The 22,919-nt window shown below is 59.2% G+C and carries 21 protein-coding genes and 1 pseudogene; 4 read left to right on the top strand and 18 right to left on the bottom strand.

The window, feature by feature from the left end:
- Positions 1–31 precede the first annotated feature (31 nt).
- The 7 genes and pseudogenes from NKJ15_RS14960 to NKJ15_RS14930 all read right to left on the bottom strand — a co-directional run bounded on the left by NKJ15_RS14960 (position 32) and on the right by NKJ15_RS14930 (position 5,326).
- A complete protein-coding gene (locus NKJ15_RS14960) occupies positions 32–820 on the bottom strand; it encodes an ABC transporter permease (protein ID WP_352483783.1) in 789 nt (262 codons plus the stop codon).
- Between the two features lie 3 nt (positions 821–823).
- Complete coding sequence (gene nodI, locus NKJ15_RS14955) at positions 824–1,735, bottom strand: nodulation factor ABC transporter ATP-binding protein NodI (RefSeq protein ID WP_023719311.1); 912 nt, start codon at positions 1,733–1,735, stop codon at positions 824–826.
- Positions 1,736–1,778: 43 nt separating this feature from the next.
- A pseudogene (locus tag NKJ15_RS14950) lies at positions 1,779–2,024 on the bottom strand (carbamoyltransferase N-terminal domain-containing protein); the annotation flags it as partial.
- A gap of 35 nt (positions 2,025–2,059) precedes the next feature.
- Entirely contained in the window at positions 2,060–2,656 is a 597-nt protein-coding gene (gene nodS, locus NKJ15_RS14945) for a nodulation methyltransferase NodS (protein ID WP_352466712.1), read from the bottom strand.
- A gap of 80 nt (positions 2,657–2,736) precedes the next feature.
- Positions 2,737–4,062, bottom strand: coding sequence for a chitooligosaccharide synthase NodC (nodC, locus tag NKJ15_RS14940; protein ID WP_352609807.1), 1,326 nt, complete (start codon positions 4,060–4,062; stop codon positions 2,737–2,739).
- A gap of 14 nt (positions 4,063–4,076) precedes the next feature.
- Positions 4,077–4,736 (bottom strand): chitooligosaccharide deacetylase NodB, encoded by a 660-nt coding sequence (gene nodB, locus NKJ15_RS14935; protein ID WP_352457035.1) that lies wholly within the window; start codon positions 4,734–4,736, stop codon positions 4,077–4,079.
- Positions 4,733–5,326 (bottom strand): NodA family N-acyltransferase, encoded by a 594-nt coding sequence (locus NKJ15_RS14930; RefSeq protein WP_352483781.1) that lies wholly within the window; start codon positions 5,324–5,326, stop codon positions 4,733–4,735. Before NKJ15_RS14930 ends, nodB begins: the two co-directional genes overlap by 4 nt.
- A gap of 266 nt (positions 5,327–5,592) precedes the next feature.
- On the opposite strand from NKJ15_RS14930, the gene NKJ15_RS14925 reads away from it, so the two are divergent.
- On the top strand, positions 5,593–6,522 hold the full coding sequence (locus NKJ15_RS14925) for a LysR family transcriptional regulator (protein WP_352591353.1): 930 nt from the start codon (positions 5,593–5,595) through the stop codon (positions 6,520–6,522).
- A 307-nt stretch (positions 6,523–6,829) separates the two neighbouring features.
- Here the strand turns inward: NKJ15_RS14925 and NKJ15_RS14920 are convergent, their stop codons facing one another.
- The 3 genes from NKJ15_RS14920 to NKJ15_RS14910 form a co-directional block, all read right to left on the bottom strand.
- Positions 6,830–7,015, bottom strand: coding sequence for a hypothetical protein (locus NKJ15_RS14920; protein WP_352591356.1), 186 nt, complete (start codon positions 7,013–7,015; stop codon positions 6,830–6,832).
- Positions 7,016–7,076: 61 nt separating this feature from the next.
- On the bottom strand, positions 7,077–8,108 hold the full coding sequence (locus NKJ15_RS14915; RefSeq protein WP_352466665.1) for a LacI family DNA-binding transcriptional regulator: 1,032 nt from the start codon (positions 8,106–8,108) through the stop codon (positions 7,077–7,079).
- Positions 8,109–8,410: 302 nt separating this feature from the next.
- Positions 8,411–9,739 carry a dicarboxylate/amino acid:cation symporter gene (locus tag NKJ15_RS14910; RefSeq protein ID WP_352615322.1) on the bottom strand — a complete coding sequence of 443 codons (1,329 nt, stop codon included), beginning with the start codon at positions 9,737–9,739 and terminating at the stop codon, positions 8,411–8,413.
- Positions 9,740–10,736: 997 nt separating this feature from the next.
- On the opposite strand from NKJ15_RS14910, the gene nifA reads away from it, so the two are divergent.
- From nifA to NKJ15_RS14895, 3 genes are all read left to right on the top strand, one after another.
- The gene (nifA, locus tag NKJ15_RS14905; protein WP_352815966.1) at positions 10,737–12,509 is read left to right on the top strand and encodes a nif-specific transcriptional activator NifA; all 1,773 of its coding nucleotides are present in this window, start codon (positions 10,737–10,739) and stop codon (positions 12,507–12,509) included.
- Between the two features lie 235 nt (positions 12,510–12,744).
- Entirely contained in the window at positions 12,745–13,884 is a 1,140-nt protein-coding gene (gene hisC / locus NKJ15_RS14900; protein WP_352720350.1) for a histidinol-phosphate transaminase, read from the top strand.
- Positions 13,885–13,975: 91 nt separating this feature from the next.
- The gene (locus NKJ15_RS14895; protein ID WP_352506792.1) at positions 13,976–15,016 is read left to right on the top strand and encodes an LLM class flavin-dependent oxidoreductase; all 1,041 of its coding nucleotides are present in this window, start codon (positions 13,976–13,978) and stop codon (positions 15,014–15,016) included.
- Positions 15,017–15,263: 247 nt separating this feature from the next.
- Here NKJ15_RS14895 and NKJ15_RS14890 read toward each other — a convergent pair whose 3' ends face one another.
- The 8 genes from NKJ15_RS14890 to nifB all read right to left on the bottom strand — a co-directional run bounded on the left by NKJ15_RS14890 (position 15,264) and on the right by nifB (position 22,740).
- Positions 15,264–15,467, bottom strand: coding sequence for a hypothetical protein (locus tag NKJ15_RS14890; RefSeq protein ID WP_352457028.1), 204 nt, complete (start codon positions 15,465–15,467; stop codon positions 15,264–15,266).
- A gap of 159 nt (positions 15,468–15,626) precedes the next feature.
- The gene (locus NKJ15_RS14885; protein WP_352815965.1) at positions 15,627–17,522 is read right to left on the bottom strand and encodes an ABC transporter ATP-binding protein; all 1,896 of its coding nucleotides are present in this window, start codon (positions 17,520–17,522) and stop codon (positions 15,627–15,629) included.
- Positions 17,522–19,390 carry an ABC transporter ATP-binding protein gene (locus NKJ15_RS14880; protein ID WP_352815963.1) on the bottom strand — a complete coding sequence of 623 codons (1,869 nt, stop codon included), beginning with the start codon at positions 19,388–19,390 and terminating at the stop codon, positions 17,522–17,524. Before NKJ15_RS14880 ends, NKJ15_RS14885 begins: the two co-directional genes overlap by 1 nt.
- 72 nt (positions 19,391–19,462) lie before the next feature.
- Entirely contained in the window at positions 19,463–20,368 is a 906-nt protein-coding gene (locus NKJ15_RS14875; protein ID WP_352815961.1) for an SIR2 family NAD-dependent protein deacylase, read from the bottom strand.
- A 37-nt stretch (positions 20,369–20,405) separates the two neighbouring features.
- Positions 20,406–20,618 (bottom strand): putative nitrogen fixation protein NifT, encoded by a 213-nt coding sequence (gene nifT, locus NKJ15_RS14870; protein ID WP_352542071.1) that lies wholly within the window; start codon positions 20,616–20,618, stop codon positions 20,406–20,408.
- Entirely contained in the window at positions 20,615–20,935 is a 321-nt protein-coding gene (locus NKJ15_RS14865) for a nitrogen fixation protein NifZ (protein WP_031256099.1), read from the bottom strand. Before NKJ15_RS14865 ends, nifT begins: the two co-directional genes overlap by 4 nt.
- A gap of 99 nt (positions 20,936–21,034) precedes the next feature.
- Positions 21,035–21,295 (bottom strand): 4Fe-4S dicluster domain-containing protein, encoded by a 261-nt coding sequence (locus tag NKJ15_RS14860; protein WP_352763186.1) that lies wholly within the window; start codon positions 21,293–21,295, stop codon positions 21,035–21,037.
- A complete protein-coding gene (nifB, locus tag NKJ15_RS14855) occupies positions 21,262–22,740 on the bottom strand; it encodes a nitrogenase cofactor biosynthesis protein NifB (RefSeq protein ID WP_352815959.1) in 1,479 nt (492 codons plus the stop codon). The genes NKJ15_RS14860 and nifB overlap by 34 nt, the downstream gene beginning before the upstream one ends.
- Positions 22,741–22,919: the final 179 nt, after the last annotated feature.

The raw sequence follows: 22,919 nt of genomic DNA, 5'->3' as shown, positions 1-22,919 counted from the left end.
AAAGAATCAATTTTACGAATGGTGGGTAGCGTCAACGCATCAGCCGACGACGAAATAGAGCAACCGATAGGAAGAACGGCAAAACCGTGTATATGCAAAGCGCGCCGATATGCAGGCCCATGCTGCCGGCCGGACGGCCAAGCATCGCCGGACGAATGAGGTCAATTGCATGTGCGAGCGGCAACAAGGAGGCGACGTCCTGAAAAGCGCCGGGCAATTGGTTGACCGGAAACATCGCGCCGCAAAGGAACAGCATGGGTGTTACAACAAGCGTATTATAAAATATGAAATATTCATAACTGGGCGCAAGCGCCGTGACGACCATCGCTAGACTCGCGAAGGCGAGGCCACTGAGAGCGATGACTGGCAGCAAGCAGAGGATGGATGGCCACGATGTGTAGCCGAGCGTGGTGGCAACAATAGTGATTGCTGTGCCCGCCATCAGGGCCTTGGTGGCTGCCCACGCCAATTCGCCGAGTAAGATATCGCCGAGCGTCAGCTGAGTGCATAGCATTCCTTCCCAGGTGCGCTGGTTGTCCATGCGGCCGAAACTCCCGTAAACCGTTTCAGCAGTCGCCGATGCCATCGCGCTTGTGGCAACCATGCCAGCCGCGAGAAACGCAATGTACGAAGTGCCCTCAACAGGACCTATCATTGTTCCGATGCCAAAGCCGAGACCGAACAGATAGATCATCGGATCGGCGAGGTTGCCGAGAACCGATGCAAGCCCGATTTTCTTCCATCCAAGATAGTTGCGGCGCCAAACCGCGACCCAATTCCACGCATTGGCGGGCATGGCCGCCGCATAACGTTCGCCCATTGTTCAGTCCTCCATCTCGCGCCCGGTTAGCCGCAAGAACACATCCTCGAGATTGGGGGGACGCTGCAGAAGGCGCAGACCGGCGCGCCCGCGTAGCTGCACCAGCACCTGCTCCGGATCGGGTGCATAGCAAAAAAGCGTCTCACCGCTCACCTCGATGCGCTGTGCGTACGGCCGGATCAGCGCACCCAGTTCATGCGGATTGCCGCCGTAGACCTCGACCACGTCACAGCCGATCTGCTCGTCAATGAGTGCGGACGGGCGGCCTTCGGCGATCTTGCGCCCCTCCTCCATAACGCACAGCCGATCGCACAGCCGCTCGGCCTCTTCCATGAAATGGGTAGTCAAAAGAATAGTCTTGCCCCGCGCCAGCAGCGATCGCAGCCGTTCCCAGATCAGGTGGCGGGCCTGCGGATCGAGGCCGGTGGTCGGCTCGTCCATCACTAGCAAGTGCGGGTCATTGATCAGCGCACGCGCGAGCGTCAGGCGCCGCTTCATGCCGCCGGACAGTTCGGCGACGCGCGCATCCGCTTTGTTCTCGAGGCGGGCGAACTCAAGCAGCGACGGTATGACCGCTTCGATCTGGCGTCTGCTCATCCGGAAGTAGCGCCCGAACACCAACAGGTTCTCGCGTACAGTGAACGCGGTATCAAGATTGTCGAACTGCGGGACCACGCCGATGCGCATACGTGCCAAACGCGCGCGCGCCGGCACTGGAGCGCCGAGCACAGTAATCTTCCCCGCATCAGGCGATGTCATGCCGAGGACCATACGCGCAATCGTGCTTTTGCCCGCACCGTTCGGTCCCAAGAGCCCGAAGCATTCCCCCGCCGCAACGCGGAACGACAGTCTGTCGACAACGAGCTTGTCATAAGTTTTGCTTACGTCAGTAAGATCGATCGCTACCATGGACATGGGTTCATTTTACCGAGAGGGACGCCAAGACTGGCGGTTGCTTGGTTGCCTGCCGGACCTGAAACTGTGACTCGTCTTCGCCATCCCAGCCGTCGATAACGAACTGATCGACATCACAAGGATTTAGCCCCTGTTCCGCCAAAGCGGCGACAATTACGTCGAGATTATCGATGGTTTGATAACGCGGATTGTTGTGCCGCTTTTCCTGCTCAACGCAGAAGACGAGCCGTCCATCCTCGACAAGGGCGATCGCCCCATCATGGGTCAGCTTGGTACCACAGATGCGCATAGTGTCTCCACGTTAACGGCGATAGATTCGATTCATCAGGAAGCGGAAAGCGGGTTCCGGAAACGGACGAGCAAGCAGTCTTCGTTGACCGACTCGCCCCGACACTCAAGACGCTCTACCTCGATCAACGTTTCGTTCAGCATGGCGATGACCGGCTCAGCACCAGCGGCGTGACCCCAGCGACGGCAATTAGCATCCCTTGCCGATCCGAAGATCAGATGCCCGCCTGGCGCAAGCACCCGCACCAGGTTTTTGACGGCCGCGCGCATCTCGGCTATGTCTTCGAGGTAGTATAGGACCTCCGCCACAACGATCAGGTCAAACAACTCGTCGGTCGAAAACTGTTGAACATCGGAGACTATCCAGTTGATGCGCGACGGCTCCTTTATCCGTTGACGTGCTCGAGCAATCGCTTGCGCCACGACATCGATGACGGTGAGCCCTTGGCAGTAGGGGGCTAGTTTTTCCGTGAATGCGCCGGCAGCGCACCCGACTTCGAGGGCATTTGTAATGGAGCCTTGGGCAAGCGCCAGCTGGAGCATTTCCGTGTGGCGCTCCCGCTCGAACGGATTGCCGTCGAGGCGCCACGGATCGTCTGCGGCCAATTCCCGATCGAGCAACTGATGATTCATGTTCTGGGTCAAACTCGTCCACCTCTCGTCTACCTAGGTAATTAGCGATCACTCGTCGCCGCAGATGTTGCTCGACAGCGCTAATCCCGAAGAATCCGCGCAAGATTGAGCCTGCGAAGCGGAGCCGCATGCGGTGAGAATTCTGCCCTGCTTGATCCAGTGATCGGAGTTTGGGTGGGGGCCTGTTTTCCCCCAGTGTTCGATGTAGCGACAGCAGAGCTTCGCGACAGCCAATCGCTATTGCTCAATGTACACAGCGCGTAGGCCTTCAAGGGAAGTAAGAGAAAGATGTTGATGAACGTGTGCAGGGAAAAGCCCAGAAATCGAAACTGTCGAGCACGAAATGCTACCACGCTGCATCGGAGCATGGTCATGGACACAATCATCAGTCCTGTCCACCAAGGCACAGTGCCTGTCAGTGCGAAATGTGCGAGGCCCGTTAGTACCGATAGGGCGAGGAGTAGCGGCCCGAGATTCTGTCCGACCACGTCCAACGTGAGATAGCTATTGAGGCCGGGCAGCAAGCGCAGCCCAAGCAGCGTGTCCCGGAATGTGCTTCGTGCCCAACGGAGTTGTTGGCGCAGATACGGTCCGAGTCTGTTCGGAACGACTGTGGCCGCGATGGCGCCCGGAACGTACTCGGTTCGAAAGCCTGCTTTCAGCATGAGGATAGTGAGATGGCGATCCTCCCCGAAGTCGCTTGGCTTGCCCCGAAAAAATTGCGACTCGTACTGGTCCAGTAACAAAAGGAGCGCAGACCGGCGGTACATGGCACATGGGCCGCAACAGCACATAACGGCACCGAAGCGAGCCTGTGCCGCGCGCTCCTCGTTGCAAGCCAGCCAGTACTCCATGTCTATCAGCCTTGTCAGCCAGCTCTCGCTCCGGTTACTGGCAATCAACTGACCCATGACTGCGCCGACCGCTGGATCTCGCATCTTCGGTACAAGCTTGGTGATGACGTCGGACGCGAGTATCGTGTCTGAATCAACGTTAAGCACCAAATCCCCGGATGAGCGGCGTATCGCGGCGATCTGCGCCTTGCGCTTTCCAACATTCTCGGGAAGCAAAATGATGTCGAACCTAGGGTCGCGCGCGTAGGTTTCGTGGACAGTTCGTACGGCTTCGCGATTTCCAGAACCGTCATCAACCACATAGACCCGAAGTCTTCCGGCGTATTCTTGGTCTGCAATGGACGCCAGGCACTCTGAAAGCGTGCGCGGATCCTCGTTGAAGCAGGGGACGATGACATCCACGCTGGGCAGTTGATCGGAGCCGACGAGATCCTCCAACGCCGATGAGTCGTTTGTCGGCAGAGCATAAATCCCCTGCATGCTCTTATAAGCAGTCGAGAGCAGTGCATAAAGCGAAATGGCCACAGTGCTGGTTGTACCAAGAAGAGTCATGGGATCTCGTCTGTTCAGTGATGTTGAGGAAGTGAGCGGATTACAAATCCGCGCTCATGAAGTGCTGGAATCAGCCGGGACAGCGCCGTGACCGTCTGGTCGCGCAGACCGGCGTGAGCGCCCTGGCTCAACTCGCCGGGAGGGCATCCGTCGTGCAAGAGTACGATTGCGCCCGGCCGGACAGAGGCGAGCACGGTATCGATAATCGCGTCGACCCCAGGGCGAGACCAATCTCGAGGGTCGACGGACCAATGGAGGGCCGTCAGCCCGGCGATCTGTGACGCTGTGAAGACTTCTTCGCTCCAGGCCCCGTAGGGCGCGCGAATATAGCGCACCGAGGCCTGAGGGCACGCCCTCATGATGGCGCCGTTCGCTTCAAAGATCTCACGTTGCACTTCGCCGAAGCCGCATTTGTACAGATCCGGATGAGTCATCGTGTGGTTGCCTAGCTCGTGCCCTTCTGCAAACATTCGTTGGATTAGATCCGGGTGCTCTAAGGCGTAGGCGCCGATGACGAAGAAAGTGGCCGGCACCCGCTGCTCTGCCAGCACATCCAGAATCTCCGGTGTGAAAAGTGGATTGGGACCGTCGTCAAACGTCAGATAAACGCTGCGACGGCCGGTGCCGTCAGAGCACTCACGGCGCACTTCGTACAAGCAATCGGGACGGCTCATAGCTCTGGTCCGTTCCGATCGATCATCGTGCCCGTGGGCCATTCGCTGATCGGCCGTCCAACTGGCAGAACAATGGTGAGTGCGTCATCAATGCGTGTGGGCGGCAGGTCGAGGCGCGCCTCTGGTCGGGTGGAGCGCACGCGAATTCCCGACAAGACGGCCAAAGGGCTGTATCGCCGCCCGAACCTCTCAACATGATTCCGCAGCGCGTGCCGGACGGTTCCGAAAGCGAATGGAACGCCAAGCTCCTGCAGTATTGGAAGCACGACATGGATTGAATGGGCGATTCCGAGACTCTCAAGATCCGGACGTACCCCGTACAGGCCCAGCTCAGCCACCAACAGATCGACCGCGTCAACCTTGATGAAACGGCGCAGTATGCCCATGTGAGCCGCTACACCGTTCGAATCATAGGCGATTGCGCGGAGTTCAGGCCTGGCGCCGGCCCAGCTTCGACTACCTTCGAACGGTTCTGCGTTGGACGCCCCAGTCGGCCCGTAGGTATTACGAAAGAACTGGGCGAGCTCGACGTGGTCCGAGAGCTGCAACTCGTTTTCCCAGCACAATTTCCACTGCACCTGAGGGCGCATTCAGGACCTCTCTTCAAAATAGTTTCTTGCGGGCCGCATTACCCGGCCAAAGCGGCGGCGTTGTTGGCTGCACTCAACCGTTGTCGTTAGCGAAGGTGAGCCAGCCGGTGGGGCTCGCCAATGAGCTCTCTCGATGTTCCCGCCCGTCGCGGCGCCGTCGATTTGAGCTTGACGTCGGTCATTTACGTTCCTCTAATGCATGGTTCGTAAATTCGTAAAATTGATTGTTTAGATGATGCCCATCCACACGCTGGATAGATCAGGATATGCGGTTTAAGGGGCTGGATCTGAATCTCCTCGTTGTGCTGGACGCTCTGATCAGGGAGCGTAAAGTCACTGCCGCGGCCAACAGTATTAACCTGAGCCAGCCGGCCATGAGCGCCGCCGTCGCTCGGTTACGCGCCTACTTCAGCAATGAGCTATTTACGATGAACGGCCGCGAGCTCATTTTGACACCGCGCGCGGAGGGGCTTGCCCCAGCAGTCCGGGACGCATTGCTGCACATCCAGCTATCGATTATTTCCTCCGACGCCTTTAACCCAGCCCAATCGGATCGTCTCTTCCGAATCATGCTTTCCGATTACCTCACGCTCGTGCTTTTTAAGAGGATCGTAGAGCGTACTGCGCGGGAAGCTCCCGCCGTCCGCTTCGAATGTCTGCCTATTTGCGACGACCCCGAGGAGCTTCTCCGGCGCGGCGACGTTGATTTTCTGATTATGCCGGAAGTGTTCATGTCGAAACATCCTCGCGCAGCCCTGTTCGAAGATATGCTCGTATGCGTAGGCTGCGGCACGAACAAGCAGCTGTCAGAGCCACTTACATTCGAGCGATACTTGTCGATGGGGCATGTCGTGCTCAAATTCAGGCACACCCGGCAGCCCACCATGGAGGAGTGGTATTTGCTCGAGCACGGTTTCGAGAGACGTATCGAGGTCGTCGTACAGGGCTTTAGCCTGATCGCGCCCGTCCTATCAGGCACCAACCGCATCGGGACCATGCCCTTACGGCTGGCGCAGCATTTCGCAAAAACAACACCCCTGCGGATCGTCGAACTTCCGCCGCCACTTCCTCATCCCGCATTCACGGAGGCCGTCCAATGGCCCGCGCTTCACAATACTGATCCGGCAAGCCTGTGGATGCGGGAAATGATGTTGCAGGAGGCATCTCGCCTGGCGCCTTTGCTTGAAAGCTATTGAGCGTCTCGGGCTTCCTGGAGGCGGTCGCGATCGCGTAGGAGCGGTTGCCATTCGGGCGTCAGGCCTTTGGCTCGGCAGAGCGGCGCAGTTCCTTGCTGAGTACGAGGGCCAGGAACGAGCAGAACACATGCCCGGGTTGGTGCTGAGTTGACTGCCGCCTCCGATTTCGCGTGCGAAGTCCCAGAAGATGTCTAGCCCCACTCAAGTGCCAACTTTGCCGGCCTTGCCGCGGCTTTTCACGCGCGGCCAGGCGAGGAGATGCCGGTCGACGAGGTCAATCCCAATGGACTGTGCCGGCCTCGCTCGGCTACTGGCGTGAGGCATCCTTGACGACACCGCCCTGGACCGACAACGTCGAGATGTTGGCAATGAAGCCGGTCGCGACCTCGCGCTTCCGCCTGAACGCGTGGCCGATCCGTTCACCAATTGGCGCTTCATCCTGGGCCGCGGCTGAGGCCTGTGGGGTGCGGCTACCCCGCGTGGATGGGATCATCAATCAACTTTCTCTCATTTATGAAAGGAAACTTCCCCGCTTACGATAGAAGCCATCAGTTTCATATATTTTCCGGCAGATGAATATCGAACGGCAGAAATGTCTGTCCTGGTGTTTCAGCAGTGCCGGTCTCGATAGCCCGCGTCATCAGCGTTATCAGCTCCTGGGAAAGCCGGCGCATTGGCGTGGCGACCGCCATCGTGATGATGTTATCAGCGAGTGCCGCCCGAGATTCCGGCGTGATTTCATTCACGATCGCGACGAGATCGCGACTTTTACCCTCTTCCCGGACCGCGGAGATGGCGCCCTCCATGCCGCCCCCGGCGACATAGAAGCCGACGAGCTCGGGTTCCCGCTGCATGAGATCAAGCGTTGCCTCGTAGGTGACCTGCCGTTTCTCCAGGTTCACAAGCGGATCGAGCACCTCGAACGTCGGCGCGTTCTCACGGCAATAGGAGCGAAAGCCGACGTCACGGAGCTCGTGCCCCTGGAAACGATGGCTACCGACAAACACCGCCACCTTGCCGGGCCGTTTTGCGACCTTGGACACCATCCAAGCGGCCGTGCGCCCCACCTTGCGGTTGTTGAGGCCGATATAGCCCTGTCGCACGCCGGCGGCGAAGTCGGAAAGCAGCGAGAAAACCGGAATGCCTTTGGCCTTGAGGTCCTCAACCGCTGCTGTAATTTTTGGGTGGTCCGGTGCCACCATCGCGATCGCATGGCAGCGTGCGCCCAAATCCTTGAGCGGTGCGATTAGGTCGCTCGGCATATGTGACGGGGCGAATTGGATGAGCGGAATGCCGTGGAAGGACTGGGCCAAATTGACCGACGCTTCGACCTCGCGCGCAAAGTCTTGGTAGAAATGCTGGGCCGGTTTTCTCAAGATGAAGCCCAGACGGTAGCACGGTAGGTCTCGCCGCAAGCGCTGCTTGATGAGCCCGGCAGCATGATAGCCGATCGCGTGGGCGGCGTCGTGGACCCGCCGCGCGGTCTCCTCGCGCACCGGATGGCGGGCGTTCAGAACCCGATCGACCGTTGCTACGCTGACTCGGGCTTCGCGGGCGAGATCGGTAATTGTGGGGCGCTTGGTCATGGGTCCTATTCTGATTGGTTTTTGACGCAGGCTGGCTCTCTGTCACCTAGCGCGATTCGACAATGCTTTCGGGTGGGCAAAGTGAAGACGCCCGCATACTGAATGATCGACAGCGTATTGGACTACTCCAGACGTAGACCGGCCGGGTATAACGGAAGGTTCATTCGCTTAGGGCGGCGATGATTTGCACTCACACATTTAGCGCTTCTGATACATGGTCCGTGAGGCGCCGTTTAGAGCCTGCGAGTCGATCGTTCAGGTCATGTGACCAGCTTGGCGAAACCGGTCGCGGTGCGTCGCCCTTACTCGGCGGAGGATAGCCGGTTTGATGCCTCGGCAAGCTGATGACCGCAGAAGGCGGCTTTCATCTGCGCTTGGTCCAATTCTCCTTCCCAGCGGGCGACGACGAGGGATGCCACTGCGTTACCAACGCAATTCGTCAACGCCCGGCATTCGGACATGAAGCGGTCGATGCCGAGTATCAGGGCCATCCCAGCAACGGGAACACTCGGAACTACGGCGAGCGTAGCAGCCAGGGTGATGAAGCCCGCACCTGTCACACCTGCAGCGCCCTTGGAGGAAAGCATCGCAACGAGCAGCAGCAGCACCTGATCGCCGATTGACAGATCGGTGTTCGTCGCCTGCGCGATGAAGAGGGCCGCCAGGGTCATGTAGATATTCGTGCCGTCCAGATTGAACGAATATCCGGCCGGGATGACGAGACCCACAACCGAACGCCTGGCGCCCGCCTTCTCCATCTTCTGCATGAGCGAGGGGAGCGCGGCCTCCGAGGAGGACGTTGCGAGGACAAGCAGCAGCTCTTCCTTGATGTAGCGAATGAGAGAACAGATCGAAAAGCCGTTGTAGCGGCAGACCGCGCCGAGAACCCCGAACACGAAGAGGAAGGCGGTGAAATAGAACGTCGCGACCAGCATCGCGAGGTTGACGACCGAACCGATGCCATATCTGCCGATGGTGAAGGCCATTGCGCCGAAAGCGCCGATCGGCGCGGCTTTCATCAGAATGCCGACGAGCTTGAAGACAGGCGCGATGAGCGCCTGAAGGAAGGAAACGACAGGCTTGCCCGTCTCTCCGGCCATCGCGAGCGCCATGCCGAACAGAACCGAGAAGAACAGCACCTGCAGGATGTCGCCTTCCGCGAAGGCTCCGACTATCGTTGGCGGGATGATGTTCATCAGGAAGCCGGTGACCGACTGCTCGTGGGCCTTTGCGGCATAGGTATTCACGGCCTGGACATCGAGCGAGGCCGGATCGATGTTAAGGCCGGCGCCAGGCTGGACGACATTGGCGACGATGAGGCCGACGATCAGCGCCAGCGTCGAGAAGGTGAGGAAATAGACCATTGCCTTGCCGGCGACCCGGCCGACCTTGTGAAGATCGTTCATGCCGGCAATGCCGGTCGCAATTGTCAGGAAGATGACAGGCGCGATGATCATCTTGACCAGCTTGATGAAGGCATCACCCAGCGGCTTCAGGCTCTCGCCGGTCCCCGGATAGAAATAGCCAATTGCGACGCCGAGGGCGATGGCGGCAAGCACCTGCGCGTAAAGCTTGGCATAGAAGGGTTTGCGGGGCGCGGGACTCGCGCCGCGGACTTGTGCAGCTGACACTGTTTCTCTCTCCCTGACCGGATCGAGGTGGCGTGACTTCTCCCGGGCTTCTCCCTATCGCGGCGCTCCGGTTGAACGCTGCACCAAGGCCGCCGCAATACCCATGCCAAATGGATCCGCATGACCTGAACTGACGTTGGGCTCGCCAATGATGGGATGAGCGGTGGCACAAGACAGGAATGACAAGGCCGCCGTCCAGCACGCGCTTGATGTTCTCCGGCAGATTGCCGGTCGATCTCTCTGGCTTGCGGTTTTGCTGCACATCGTGGCGGGCTCCTCGGTTTGCCGACTTTGGGAAGGGCCGCATCGCTGGCACGAGGGCGCAGAATTGCCGTGTTCTTTGCCGCGCTCCCGCTGCAGCGACAGCTTGAAAGCGACGTCGAGACGTAGGGATTGACGCCGCTGGTGCTGACCGCGACGATGCGGTTCAGAAGTTCCGAGCACCGCCGAGAAAGCCGCGCTCGACCGCCACCTTCGCGCCTTCACACGCGACGCCGCCGCCTTATCTGTGTCATCAATATCGAGGAAATGGCGGTTGCCGCGACCGACCAGTGTCGTCGGCAGTGATTATCGCTCCCGCCCCTGGTTCGCAGGCGCTGGTGACTGGCACGGCCCGGCAACTCGGCGCGGTCAGCCGCTCGGGCACCGCATCGCCGGCGCCGTATTTCTGTCGTTCAACATCGCCGACAAAAATTAGAACTGATGAATTCTATCATAGGCCGCGAGGTTTCCTTTCACGAATGAAAGAAAGCTCGATTGACTATCCCGCCTCGCTCCAGTCTTTTGAAAATCAACGTGTGGTTGCCCCCGTGCAAGCCGAGAACGTGGCCAAGCTTCGTGGAGGGAGAGCCAAGCGATGCGTCAGGGGTCGACCCGCTTTGTACTCGACCACACGGCGGTGGCACGAGTTCACGTCAGAACATTTTCGCGCTTGCCCGCGACGTCGCGGGCGCACATGCCGCCGGCATGCATTTCATGGCGCGAGATCGAGGATCACATGCACCACAACATTCCCAAATCAGAACAAAATGCCAGCGAGTGCCGCATTTCGCTTCCGGATGCGAAAAGGGCTTACCCAAAGTCCGAGACGAACACCGCGGTCCCTTTTGTGCCATCGCACGAGCACGCGCTTACCGGCATCTTCGAAATATCGAAAGTACTCACCGACCCCGCCCGGCTCGAAGTCACGTTGGCCAAGGTCGTCGATCTCCTGCCCTCGTTTGTGCAGATGCGGCACGGAATCATCGCTCTCTTCGACGCTGAGGGCATACTGGACATCACCGTAGTCACCGGCTGCGACGAGAACAGCGATGAGCGCTCCCGGATGCGTCTGCCGCGCAAGGCAATCGATCGGATTGTGACGACGGACACGCCGCTCGTCGCCGAGAACATAGCGGTGCATTCGGCCTTCACTGCCGCTGACATAGAGGTGCTTGGGGCCTCCGACCCCGTGTCCTTCATCGGCGTTCCCATTCGTGTTGATGGGAACGCCGTAGGCACGCTGACTATCGACCGCGCCTTGGACAGCAGGTCAACGTATCGGCTCGATTATGATGTCCGGCTGCTCACCATGATCGCCAACATGGTGGGACAGACAGTCAAGTTGCACCGCTTCTCCGCGGGCGACCGCGAACGACCGACAGAGGTGGAAGATCGGCTGCAAACGCAATTCTCTGATGTCAAGCACTCTGCACCGCAGCGCAAGAAGGTTCACGTCAAGGGGATGATTGGCGATAGTCCGGCGCTAAGCGCGCTGCTCGAGAAGATCGCAGTGGTAGCTAAGGCAAAGACCACGGTTCTGTTGCGAGGCGAATCCGGTACCGGGAAGGAGCTGGTCGCCAAGGCAATTCACGAGTTGTCGCCGCGCGCCAAGCGGCCCTTCATCAAACTCAATTGTGCAGCGCTGCCAGAGACAGTCCTGGAATCCGAATTGTTCGGTCATGAGAAGGGTGCCTTCACAAGCGCGTTCAATTCCCGCAAGGGTCGCTTTGAGCTCGCCGACAAGGGGACGTTGTTTCTGGATGAGATCGGCGAGATCTCGGCCTCCTTCCAGGCAAAGCTACTGCGCGTGCTACAGGAGCAGGAGTTTGAGCGCGTCGGCAGCAACCAGACCATCAAGGTCGACGTTCGCGTGATTGCCGCCACGAACAGGAACCTTGAAGAGGCGGTTGCAAGGAATGAGTTCCGCGCCGACCTATATTATCGCATCAACGTGGTTCCCTTGCTGGTGCCGGCATTACGCCAAAGGCGCAGCGATATTCCGCTCCTCGCAGCTGAGTTTCTCAAGAATTTCAACGATGAGAACGGCCGTACGCTGACCTTCGATGCGCGTGCGATTGAAGTACTGATGAAATGTGAATTTCCCGGCAACATTCGCGAGCTTGAAAATTGCGTGCACCGGACAGCGATCCTGGCGGAGGGACGATCAATCGGGAGAAACGACTTTGCGTGCTCCCACGACCAATGCTTTGCCGAGGCGCTGCGGAAGAGCAGATCGGGCAAGGCCGCGCTGCAACCAGCGCCAATCCTGCCAGAGGCAGTGAATCCGGCCACGCCGCCGGATGCGGCCGCTCGTTCGGCCGCCACCACAGTCCCGCCTGCCGGAGCAACCCACTCATTGGGCGCGAGGACCACCGACGCCGAGCGCGTCATTGCTGCCATGGAAAGATGTGGCTGGGTGCAGGCAAAGGCGGCGCGCCTGCTTGGACTGACCCCGCGCCAGATTGGCTACGTGCTGAGGAAATACGGCATCGAGGTCAAGCGTCTGTGAAAGCATGACTCAGGCGGATTAGCTGAGACCGCTTAGCGGCTTGGCCCGCGCAGGGATGCAGATCCGCGTCCGCGTCAAGTCGATCCGACCGAGGACAGCCTGGCCGAATTCCCGTGGCAGCCGGCGTTGCGACCATCTTGTGAAAGGCGACGCCGCCATCGTCAATCCGTCCGCCATGTTGCTCTCGTTGCGAGCTCATACGGATGCCCCTGTGCGACTGAAACGGAGATAAAATATGTCCGATGCAAAACTGCAAGCTGTGCTTTCGTCTCTTCCGCAAGGGACGCGACAGTTAGATGCTCTGCCGTCCAACGGACCAGCGCCGGACGAAAGTTTTGTCAAGCTGAATACGAATGAGAACCCGTTTCCGTTGCCGCCAATCATAATGCAAAGTGCAGTGGCGGCCCTCAATCGCCAGTATCTGTATCCGGACGACGATAACATCAGCTTGAGGGAAGCAGCGTCCAATACCTATGGGGTATCCACGGATCAGGTCATCGCAGGCAACGGGTCGTCTGAACTGCTCGGACTCATCTACAGAGCTTTCCTCGCCCCTGGCGACAAGGTGGCGATGATATCGCCAGGGTTTTCGTTCAACCGCAAACTTGCCATGTTGCATGGTGCTGAGTTTCTCGAGATCGGATGTCAAACTCATTCGCTGCCAATGGAGCAATTGCTTTCCGGTCCGGCAAAAGACGCCAAGTTCATTCTGGTGGCCAATCCAAACAATCCGACCGGAACATTCCTCTCGATAAGCAATATCGAACGCCTCGTGGCACAATCGGATCGCCTGGTCGTCCTTGATGAGGCCTATGTCGACTTTGCACCCGATCACGGGCTGCGCCTCATCAACCGTTATTCGAACCTTCTGATCTTGAGAACATTTTCGAAGAGCTATGCCGCCGCCGGCATTCGCGTCGGTTTCGGTTTCGGTCACCCTGAGATTATTGGCAGGCTGCGCAACATCCAGAACGTCTTCAACATGAACGTGATCGGGCATGCGGTTGGTATCAGCGTGCTTGCGCATCGCGGCGCCTACGCAGAGAACCACAAGCACATCAGACATGAACGACAGCGAGTGACAGCCGCACTGTCGCAACTTGGATTTTCCGTAACGCCCTCCCACGCAAATTTCCTGCTAGCCCGTGTGCCAGCGGGACAGGACGGCTCATGGTGGCAAGCAGCCTTGGAAAGGCAAAAGATACTCGTTGCCTACTTTCCGGACAATGGTTTGGAACATTGCATCCGCGTCAGCATCGGCACAAAAGAGCAATTGGATGCATTTCTTGCTGCCGCTCGCGATATAGTTGGAAGCTTAAACATACCAAGCACCACGGGCAGGGGAGCGTCAGGCTCTGCTCGTTCGGTACGCTGACGCTAATCCGATATCACACATTGCTATCTTTAGACTTGCTTGGTCACCCAAGCACGACAACATTTTTCTTTAAAATCAGGGACAATATCGAGTGACAAACGTCTTTCCTTCAAACCTAGCCTTCGGCATCTTCGATCATCTGGACGAGGACGGCCTCGATATCGCCCGGCAGTACGAAGATCGCCTGATATTAGCAGAGGCGTGCGATCAGCTAGGGTTCTATGCCTATCATCTCGCAGAGCACCACTGTACCCCCCATGGGAGAGGTCCATCGCCGAATCTGTTCTTATCGAGCGTCGCCCAGCGCACCCGGCGCCTGCGTCTCGGACCCTTGGTGATGCTGCTTGCGCTTTATCATCCGCTGCGTGCGTTCGAAGAGATCTGTATGCTGGACCAGTTGAGCGGTGGCAGGCTCGAACTGGGCATAGGGCGCGGTGCTCTCCCGATCGAATTGGGTTACTTCGGGATTGGTGCGGACGCGGTGCCGGGCCGCTATGCGGAAGCCAGCGAAATTCTTGTTGAAATACTTGTTAATGCCATGAAGGTTGGCACGCTGTGCTATCAGGGCCGCCATTTTGAGCTCAATGACGTTCCTTTGACGCTAAGACCTCATCAGCGTCCACATCCGCCGACATGGGTCGCCGCCAATCGACCCGAGTCCGCAGCCTGGGCCGCTGCGAATGGAGCAAATATCGCGTGTGTAGGACCTTCCTCTTCTGTTCGCAAAACTACTGATGCGTTCCGCGCCTATCAAGAGGACAACACTGGCGCGGGCAATCGAGCGCCATTTATTGGATTGCTCCGCATGGTCGTGGTTGGGCGTTGTGACACACATGCCTATTCGCTCGCGGCACCTGCTTACGAACGATGGCTCAAGAGCTTCCAATTCCTTTACGAGCTTAACGCTATCCCCACTCCACCCAACCTGCCGCTGACCTTCGATGCGGCAGTCGAGAGTGAATTGTGCGTGGTAGGATCAGCAGCGTCTGTGCGAGAAGCTCTGCTCAGTCAGTTGGAAGAGGCAGGTGCTAACTACCTTCTTTGTCAACTGGCATTTGGGAATCTGCCGCTAGATGCTTCCCTATACACCGCGACGACCATTCAATCCGAAATCATGGCTCGACTTGGCTGACCATGAAATTCGCGGTCTGATCCGAAGGTAAATCGTTGTAACAGCGCTCCCTCACATTGCTCGAGCGTGCACGTGGTGGGGATTGGGGAAATCGTGAGGGAGGCCAAACTGACGACGAGCCGGCGGCACAGATTACCAGGTTTGTACGTTGGCCGGCATCTGGGCACGGTGTGAGACTGCACGATCCTAAGGAGATGATGGCCGAGCGCGTCACGATGCCGGCACGCATCTGCTCGTCGCGCTCGCGCTAGTCGTTGCCCATAGCCCGCCGCAAGAGGTTCTTCTCGACCGGGGCGGCGCCGGTGGCGGCTCCCGCATCCAGCTTCATCAGCGGCTCGGCGGTAGCAAAGCCGTCACTCGCTACGGCGCTGTTGAGGGCGCGCTCGCGAGCGGCTTTGCTACGCCGAGCGACACCACCTGGAGCGAGTTCGCCCGATGTCGCGGCGTGCACCGCGGTCGGATAACGACGCTGGAGGAAATCGTTCGCAGCCGGTCTTCACGATCCGCGCGAGTGCTTTGCATGAATGCTGCCTGCTTCCTCGTCTGCGGCGGCCTGAGTGTCCGCCGGCACGCCCGAACTCAATGTCAGTACCACAAGGCCGCCAAGACGTCAGGTCTGGGAGCCGGCTTGTACGGTCGTATCGTGTTCTGGAATATCGTCAAAGGAGGCGTAGTTGAGATTGTAGAGTTTGGAATACAGGCCCCCCATGGCTATTAGCTGATCGTGGTTGCCAGTCGCAATAACTTGGCCATTCTGAAGCACGATGATGCGGTCGGCACCCCGGATCGTGGCAAGACGGTGGGCGATGACGAGGCCAGTGCGCCCTTCAAGCAGCTTTATCAGAGCCTTCTGAATCTGCATTTCCGTGTAGCTGTCGATGTTGGCGGTAGCTTCGTCGAGCACGAGGATCTTGGCGTCGGCGACGAGGGCGCGGGCGAAACTGATAAGCTGGCGCTGGCCGAGAGATAAGTTGTCGCCGCGTTCGCCAAGTTGGGTCTCATACCCGTCGGCGAGGCTCATTATGAAGTCGTGGGCGCCGACCGCCTTGGCGGCCTCGATCACCTTGTCGCGCGTGGCTTCCGTCTTGTGGTATCGAATGTTCTCGAAGACCGTCCCGGTGAACAGGAACGGCTCCTGCAGCACCATGGCGACCTGGCGGCCGAGCGATTCCTGGGTGAGATCGCGCACATCATGTCCGCCGACCAGCACTTGGCCCTGCTGAACATCATAGAAGCGGTGGACCAGGGCCATCGCGCTCGATTTGCCAGAACCGCTCGGCCCGACCAGTGCGACCGTCTCGCCGGGATTGACCCGGAAGGAGACATTTTTCAGCACCGAACGGTTCGGATTGTAGCCGAAGGTGACGTCCCTGAACTCGACCGAGCCGTCCATTTCGGGCGAAAGCACCTCGGCATTGGGTTTGTCCTGAACATCGATCTTGACGTCGAGCACATCGGTCAGGCGCTTGCCTGAGGCCATGGCGCGCTGCATGACCGAATATTGCAGGGTGAGTGAGCGGATCGGGTCAAAGAAGCGCTGGATGTAAAATAGGTAGGCAACCAATACGCCCACATCTATGCGGCCATTCATGACCATCGAGCCGCCGACCACAATAACGGCGGCCATGGCGAGGCCGGTGAGGCCATCGACGATAGGCACCATGACCAGTGCATATTTGGCAGCGATCAGGTGGGTCCTGAGGTTGGCATGGGCCTTGTCGTCAAAAAGGATGAAATTCACCTGCTGGCGGTCCATTGACTGGACGGTGCGCACGCCGTGAATGGCTTCGGCCAGCGCGCCGTTGACGACGGAATTAGTCTCGTGTGCGGCCATGAAGGCGTCGCGGGCACGCGGCAGCCAGACAATGCGGACGATCACCAGGACCGGCAGAACCGAGAGCGTCAAGAGGCCGAGGCGGAAGTCGAGCCACAGCATTACGAAAACGATGCCGAAGAGAAGCGCAACATCGCCTACGGAATATACCGAGGTTTCGAGGAATTCCTGTATGGAGTTGACGTCGCCTTGCAGGCGCGACATGAGGCGTCCGACCTCGGTCTTGTCCATGAAGGAGAGCGAAACCTTCTGCAGATGGCCAAACATGGCGCGGCGGATGTCGAACAGGACAGTTTCGGCCACTTTCCCAACCACGGTTTCCTGCATGTAGCCGGCAGCGAAATTGACCAAAATCGCCAAAACGAACGCGCCGACGGCCGCAAGCTGGGCTGAGCGATCGGTCCTTGCCGGGTTCATGCCCTGGTCGATCGCGTAGCGGATGATCAACGGGATGAGAAGCTGCGTCCCGGTGAAGATCAGCATTGCTGCAATCGTGATGACTACCCTGGCACGATAGGGACGGACGAAGGCCCAGATGCGCCGGAGGATGCTCTTGTCGAAAGCCCGGCCGAACATCTCCTCCTCGATGCGGTGCGAGCCGACAACCGCGCGCGGAGGGCGTCTGCGGTCGTCACGTTCGGCTTCGAGTTCGCCGGCGCGGCCCTGCGCCATCAGCGGGCGCCCCCATACTGGGTCATAATGTCATCACCCGGGCGCGTCTGGAGATCGTAAAGGGCCCTGTAGCGTCCCCGCTTCGCCAAAAGCTCTTGATGCGTGCCGCGTTCTACGATTTCGCCGTTATCGACAAAAAGGATCTGATCGGCATGCATAAGCGCACTCAGCCGGTGCGCGATGATGATCGTCACCCGATCCTTGGCGAAGCGCCGCATCGCCGCGCGGATGCGCTGCTCGGTGCCGGCATCGATCGCGGCCGTTGAGTCGTCGAAAACGACGACGGAGGGGCGCAGCATCATGGTGCGAGCAATCGTGAGACGCTGGCGCTGGCCGCCAGAGAGAGAGACGCCGCGTTCGCCCACGACCGTCTCGTAGCCTGCTGGGAGCCCGAGGATGTAGTTGTGGAGCTGGGCAAATTCGCCAGCGCGTTCGATTCGCTGTCTCTTCGCCCAGGGATCGCCATAAGCGATGTTGTTCTCGATCGTGGTGGTGAATAGGAATGCATCCTGCTGTACGACGGCGACCGCCTTGCGAAGCGTCGCGAGGGTGACATTACGAATGTCCTGGCCGTCCAAAGTGATGGCGCCACCGGTCACGTCGTAAAAGCGGGGGACCAGATGAGCCATCGTCGATTTGCCCGAACCCGGCGGACCGACGATCGCGATCGTCTCGCCTCTACGGGCCTCAAAGCTGAGGTTCTTCAGAATGGCGCGGTTTTCGGCGCTGGGGTACGCAAACGAGACATTGTGGAAGCGCAGAGTGCCGTCGCTTATCTCGAGCGGTCTGGCCTCGAGAGCATCCCTGATTGTGATCTCCTGGTCGAGGAGACCGAAAAGCCGCGAACCGCAGCTAGAAGCGCGGGCAAATGCATTGACCATGAGGCCGATCTGGCGGACTGGCATTTGCAGGATTGTCATGAAGGTCAGGAAGGTCGCCACCGTTCCGACGCTGATCTCGCCAGCGACGAGCTTGCTGCCACCGATCCAGAGCACCAATCCCATTGCGAAAAAGAAGGACAGGGTCATCGCCGACGTGCTGGGCACGTAGATGTCAACGCGGTCGTTGGCGAGGTCGAGCGCGTTCTTGGAAGCGCCGTCGAACTTCTGCATCTCATAGGCTTGAGCCGCAAAAGCGCGGACCACGCGGATGCCTGCGAGGTTTTCCTCCATCACGCGGCTTAGTACCGAAAGCCGCTCATGCAGGTCGAGCCAGGTGGCGCGCAGCCTAAGCTGTGTGGCCGATGAGCGCCAGGCGACAAAAGGCACGAAGCTCAGCGCGACCAGGCCGAGCATGGGATCGGTCGAGATCATCATGTAGGCGCCGATCCCGATCAGCATGGTGAGCAGGACCACGCGAACGAGCGCGGTGGAAAAATACATCCGCACGCCTTGGAGATCGAGCATTCCGATGGTGATCAGATCGCCTGAATGGACCCGGTCGTGAAAGGAAAAGCTGAGACGCTGGATCTTGTCGTAGTAGGCGAGCCGCAGTTCGTACGCGACATGATGCCCGACGGCTTCGGCAAAATAGTTCTGCGCCATCGTGAAAAGGCCGCGTAGCGCGCTGACGGCGAGCAGCAGGAGAGCCGGGGTCCAGAGCGCTTGTCCTGCCGCGGTCCCCGCGACACCGCCCCCGATGGCTGTCTGGGTCTGGTCGACAGCCCGGCCGAGCAGCTGGGGAATGAGCAACTGGAGGATTGCCGCCATGATCGTCGAGCCCATAGCGAAGGCGACCTGCCAGGGATGCCGCAAATTCATCCGCGTGATGCGCAACAGCGTACTCAAATCCCGGCCCCAGCGCGCCGCTTCCACATGGGTCAACGAATTCAGAGCGTTCGTTGCGCTGCCGATAGCATCACTGCTCACGGGTGTATTCCCGACTGCATTTTGCGTCTTCGAGGCAAGCCGAAGGACCAATCATCAAAGGGCCCGCCATTGTTAATCCTGTCCACCACCTGCAGCAGGGCGCGTTCCTATAAGCCGAGCCGCGGTTTCACTTACTGGCATGTCGATCACCGTGATTCCGCTTGCCGCAAGGAAACGCGCTTCGTTTCTGGTCAGCGTTTCCGCGTCCATTACCGCGCAATGTGGACCTCGGGAGCGCTTCATGATCTGCCTGGCGTAGGTGCGCAGCATCTGATCGTTGAAGCGGCAGCCAACGAAGAAAAATCCACGGGTGATGCGCCGTTCCTTCACCACGTCTGGGATCGGTGTCTGGATATCGATTTCGGTCAGGACTTCGACATAGTCGGAATCTGCGACGAGAAAGTTTTGCGCCGGCCTAATACTCCCGTGAGGTGTATAGAGAACCGTCTTTGCCCCCGATCGGGGGTCGAGTTCCCTCCCGGACAAATCGTAGGTTTTCGTCCAAATGTTACCGATTTCGTTCGCCCGCGTGACGCCTTGTATCTCAACGACGTCCGTTCGGCCGGTCTCTACGAGAGCCGTGCGCATCGCGCCGTCGTACCAGCTGTCGACGATGAGGGAGAGCGGCAGCCTTGCCAGCCAGGCGTGGAGGAGGGTCGGCGCCACCGGCGCTGCGAATATGTCGGTCATCCAAGCTTGAAGCGTTCGGCGATGCCGGCGCTGTTCGATGAACTGCGCAACCGACCACATATTGGTGCGGATCCTGGAAGGGGCTGGCGCCCGTGCATTGAGTGCCGCGGCAACGACCTCCGGCGTATGTGGCACAGGCGGTTCCGCACAGTTGAACCCAAGAAGACCCGGACCGAGATAGGGGATCACCTGATCGGCGGCAAGCGCTTCCTTCGCCAGGTCAAGCAGCTTTTCGGCAAAACTGTCCCGCACGATGACGAGGTGGCCCGATGTCAGGATCGTGTTCATGCTCGTTTCCTCGCGACGCACCTATCGAGGGGCAGCATCAGTCCTGTTCGGAAACCTTCCTTGCCTCGACGGTGATCGGCAGACGCGTATCCCGTGGAAGATCGGGTAGGAGGAGCCGCCACCCGTTCCTGAGCGTCACAGTTCCGCCCCACAACTCTTCCTTCTCGAGCTTGATGATCGGCTCTTCGAGGTCCTTCTTCGGGACATACGCCGACAAGCCAGCCTCGGTCCTGCGGATCATGACTTTCATCTGGCCGTCCCTTCATTGGTATTGCTTTCAGCACTGCAGGGCGCCTCGGCTTTGTCGAGGCTCATCAGTTCACGCGCTCGCATGCCGACGACGGTGCCACGGTCGATCCATTCGACCGCATAGATGAAGAACTGCTGGAGAAAGGTGCCAATGTCGCGCACATATCCCTCGTCGCCCTTCCGCACGAGATTTTCGCCGATCTCCCTGCCAGGATAGGTGCCGTCATTTTTTATGTGGCGAGTGGCACGTACCCGCTCTCCCGGCATGAATCGTGGAGGCCTGCGGATTTCGACCTCCTCTTCGCGTCCGAGCGACATGTCCGTTCCCTGATTTCTCTTGAGGCTGCAGATTGTGAACAAAGGCGTTCCAGGCGTCCTGCGAAGGCATCCCCGACCATGTCGGCAGCCCAATGTTCGTCACGCAGGAACGCAGGTCTTCGGCACCGGGCATACCGAGGCACATTGCTGCGCATCGAAGATCCCCTCGCACTCGGTGCACTTTTGCGGCTCGATCACATAGCTCTCGCCTTTGAACTTGATCGCGCCGGAGGGACACTCGAATTCGCAGGCGCCGCATTGGGTGCATTGGGATGCGATGATCTTGAAAGCCATTTTAACTCCTGGTCCGAATGGATGAGACGCGCTCAGGCCGTCGCCGCGAGTGCGGGGGTCCCACACGCGGCGGCGTAAATCGCGCTGATTGCGGTCTCGATATAGTCGTGGGCATATGCGTCGATGGCTCGGATTCCAGCGTCCGCGAGCTGATCCTGCGGGCAATTTCCGATCTTGGCGCACAGCACGATATCTATGCCTTCAAGCGCTGCGATGACGCCATCGAGGGCGGCTTCTCCGCCCCAGCCGCCGAGACAATACTGCTCCACCTTGCGATGCCCGACAAAACTGATCCCTCTCGGCGAGGCTTGATAAACCTGGAATTCCTTCGCATGGCCGAAATGTTCATTGACGCGGCCGCCGCCCTTGGTCGCCACCGCGAAGAGAAGGGACTTGCCGGGGCTCGCTGCCTTGACCAATCCGATCGCTTCTCTCCTAGCCGCCACGTGATCACGGCGCTCCTCCGCGACCAGCTCCCGATAGGCCTTGCGATTGCTGGCATCGTAGGTGACCTCGCCGGGAATCCGGTCGAGTGTGAATTCCTGGCCACGATCCTCTCCGAGCAGGCCGACGGCATCTGCCCGGCACTGCCGGCAGTGGCGCATCAACTGGGCGCCGCCTTCGACACGATCCTGAAGAGCCCTCATCTCCATTGCGTTTGGGCCGCGTTGCCCGCTCAGTCCGTAGTGCGTGCCGTGCGCCGGGTCCGAAATCAGCGGCATGAGGTTGTGCAGGAACGCGCCTCGCTCCTTGACCCATCTATTCACCTCGATCAGATGTTCATCGTTCACGCCGGGGATCATCACCGAATTGATTTTGGTGAGGATGCCGCGCGCGGTCAGCATCTCCAGACCCAACATCTGCCGCTCGTGCAGGATCCGGGCGGCTTCGATGCCGACGTAGCGGCGATGGTCGTAAAAGATCCAAGGATAGATCTTTGCACCGACCTCAGGGTCGACCATGTTGATGGTGATCGTCACGTGATCGACATTCATGTTGGCAAGCTCATCGACATGGTCCGGCAGCGCGAGCCCATTCGTGGAGATGCAAAACTTGATGTCTGGGATTTCCCTGGCGACTCGTTCGAACGTTGCCTTCGTCTTCTTCCAGTCGTAACAGGCATCGCCCGGTCCGGCGATGCCGAGCACGGAAAGCTGCGGCACCTCGTTGGCGACCGCGACCACCTTGCGTAGCGCCTGGTCGGGCGTCAGCTTTTCGGAGACCACCCCAGGCCGGCTTTCGTTGGCGCAGTCATATTTGCGATTGCAGTAGTTGCACTGGATATTGCAGCCGGGCGCGACCGCGACGTGCATGCGCGCGAAATAGTGATGCGCCTCTTCTGAAAAGCAGGGGTGATCCTTGATCTTCTCCCAGATAGCCGGATCCGTGCCGTCCGGCTTTATCGACGAGCCGCAGGACGAAGACGCGCAGCCAGCGGCTTTCACGGTGGCAAGCAACTGGTCACCGAATGTCGTGCTGAGGCTCTCAAGCGAAATTGCCGGTGCGGACATCGAACGGCTCCGTTGCTGGGTGAATGTCGCAGTTCAAACCGCAAGAGCTATGCCAGCTCAAAGAGCGGTTTTGGTTCACGAATTGGCTTTCGTGTCGGATTCCGTCGGATTGCTCCGACACACCTTTGTCGGGCTTCCGACAGTGGACAAGCAAATCGGGTCGCGAAGGCTACCTTGGG

Origin of the sequence: Mesorhizobium sp. M0207 (assembly GCF_040321995.1) — a bacterium.
In the GTDB taxonomy this organism is placed as follows: domain Bacteria; phylum Pseudomonadota; class Alphaproteobacteria; order Rhizobiales; family Rhizobiaceae; genus Mesorhizobium.
This window is presented reverse-complemented; position numbering and strand designations above follow the sequence as displayed.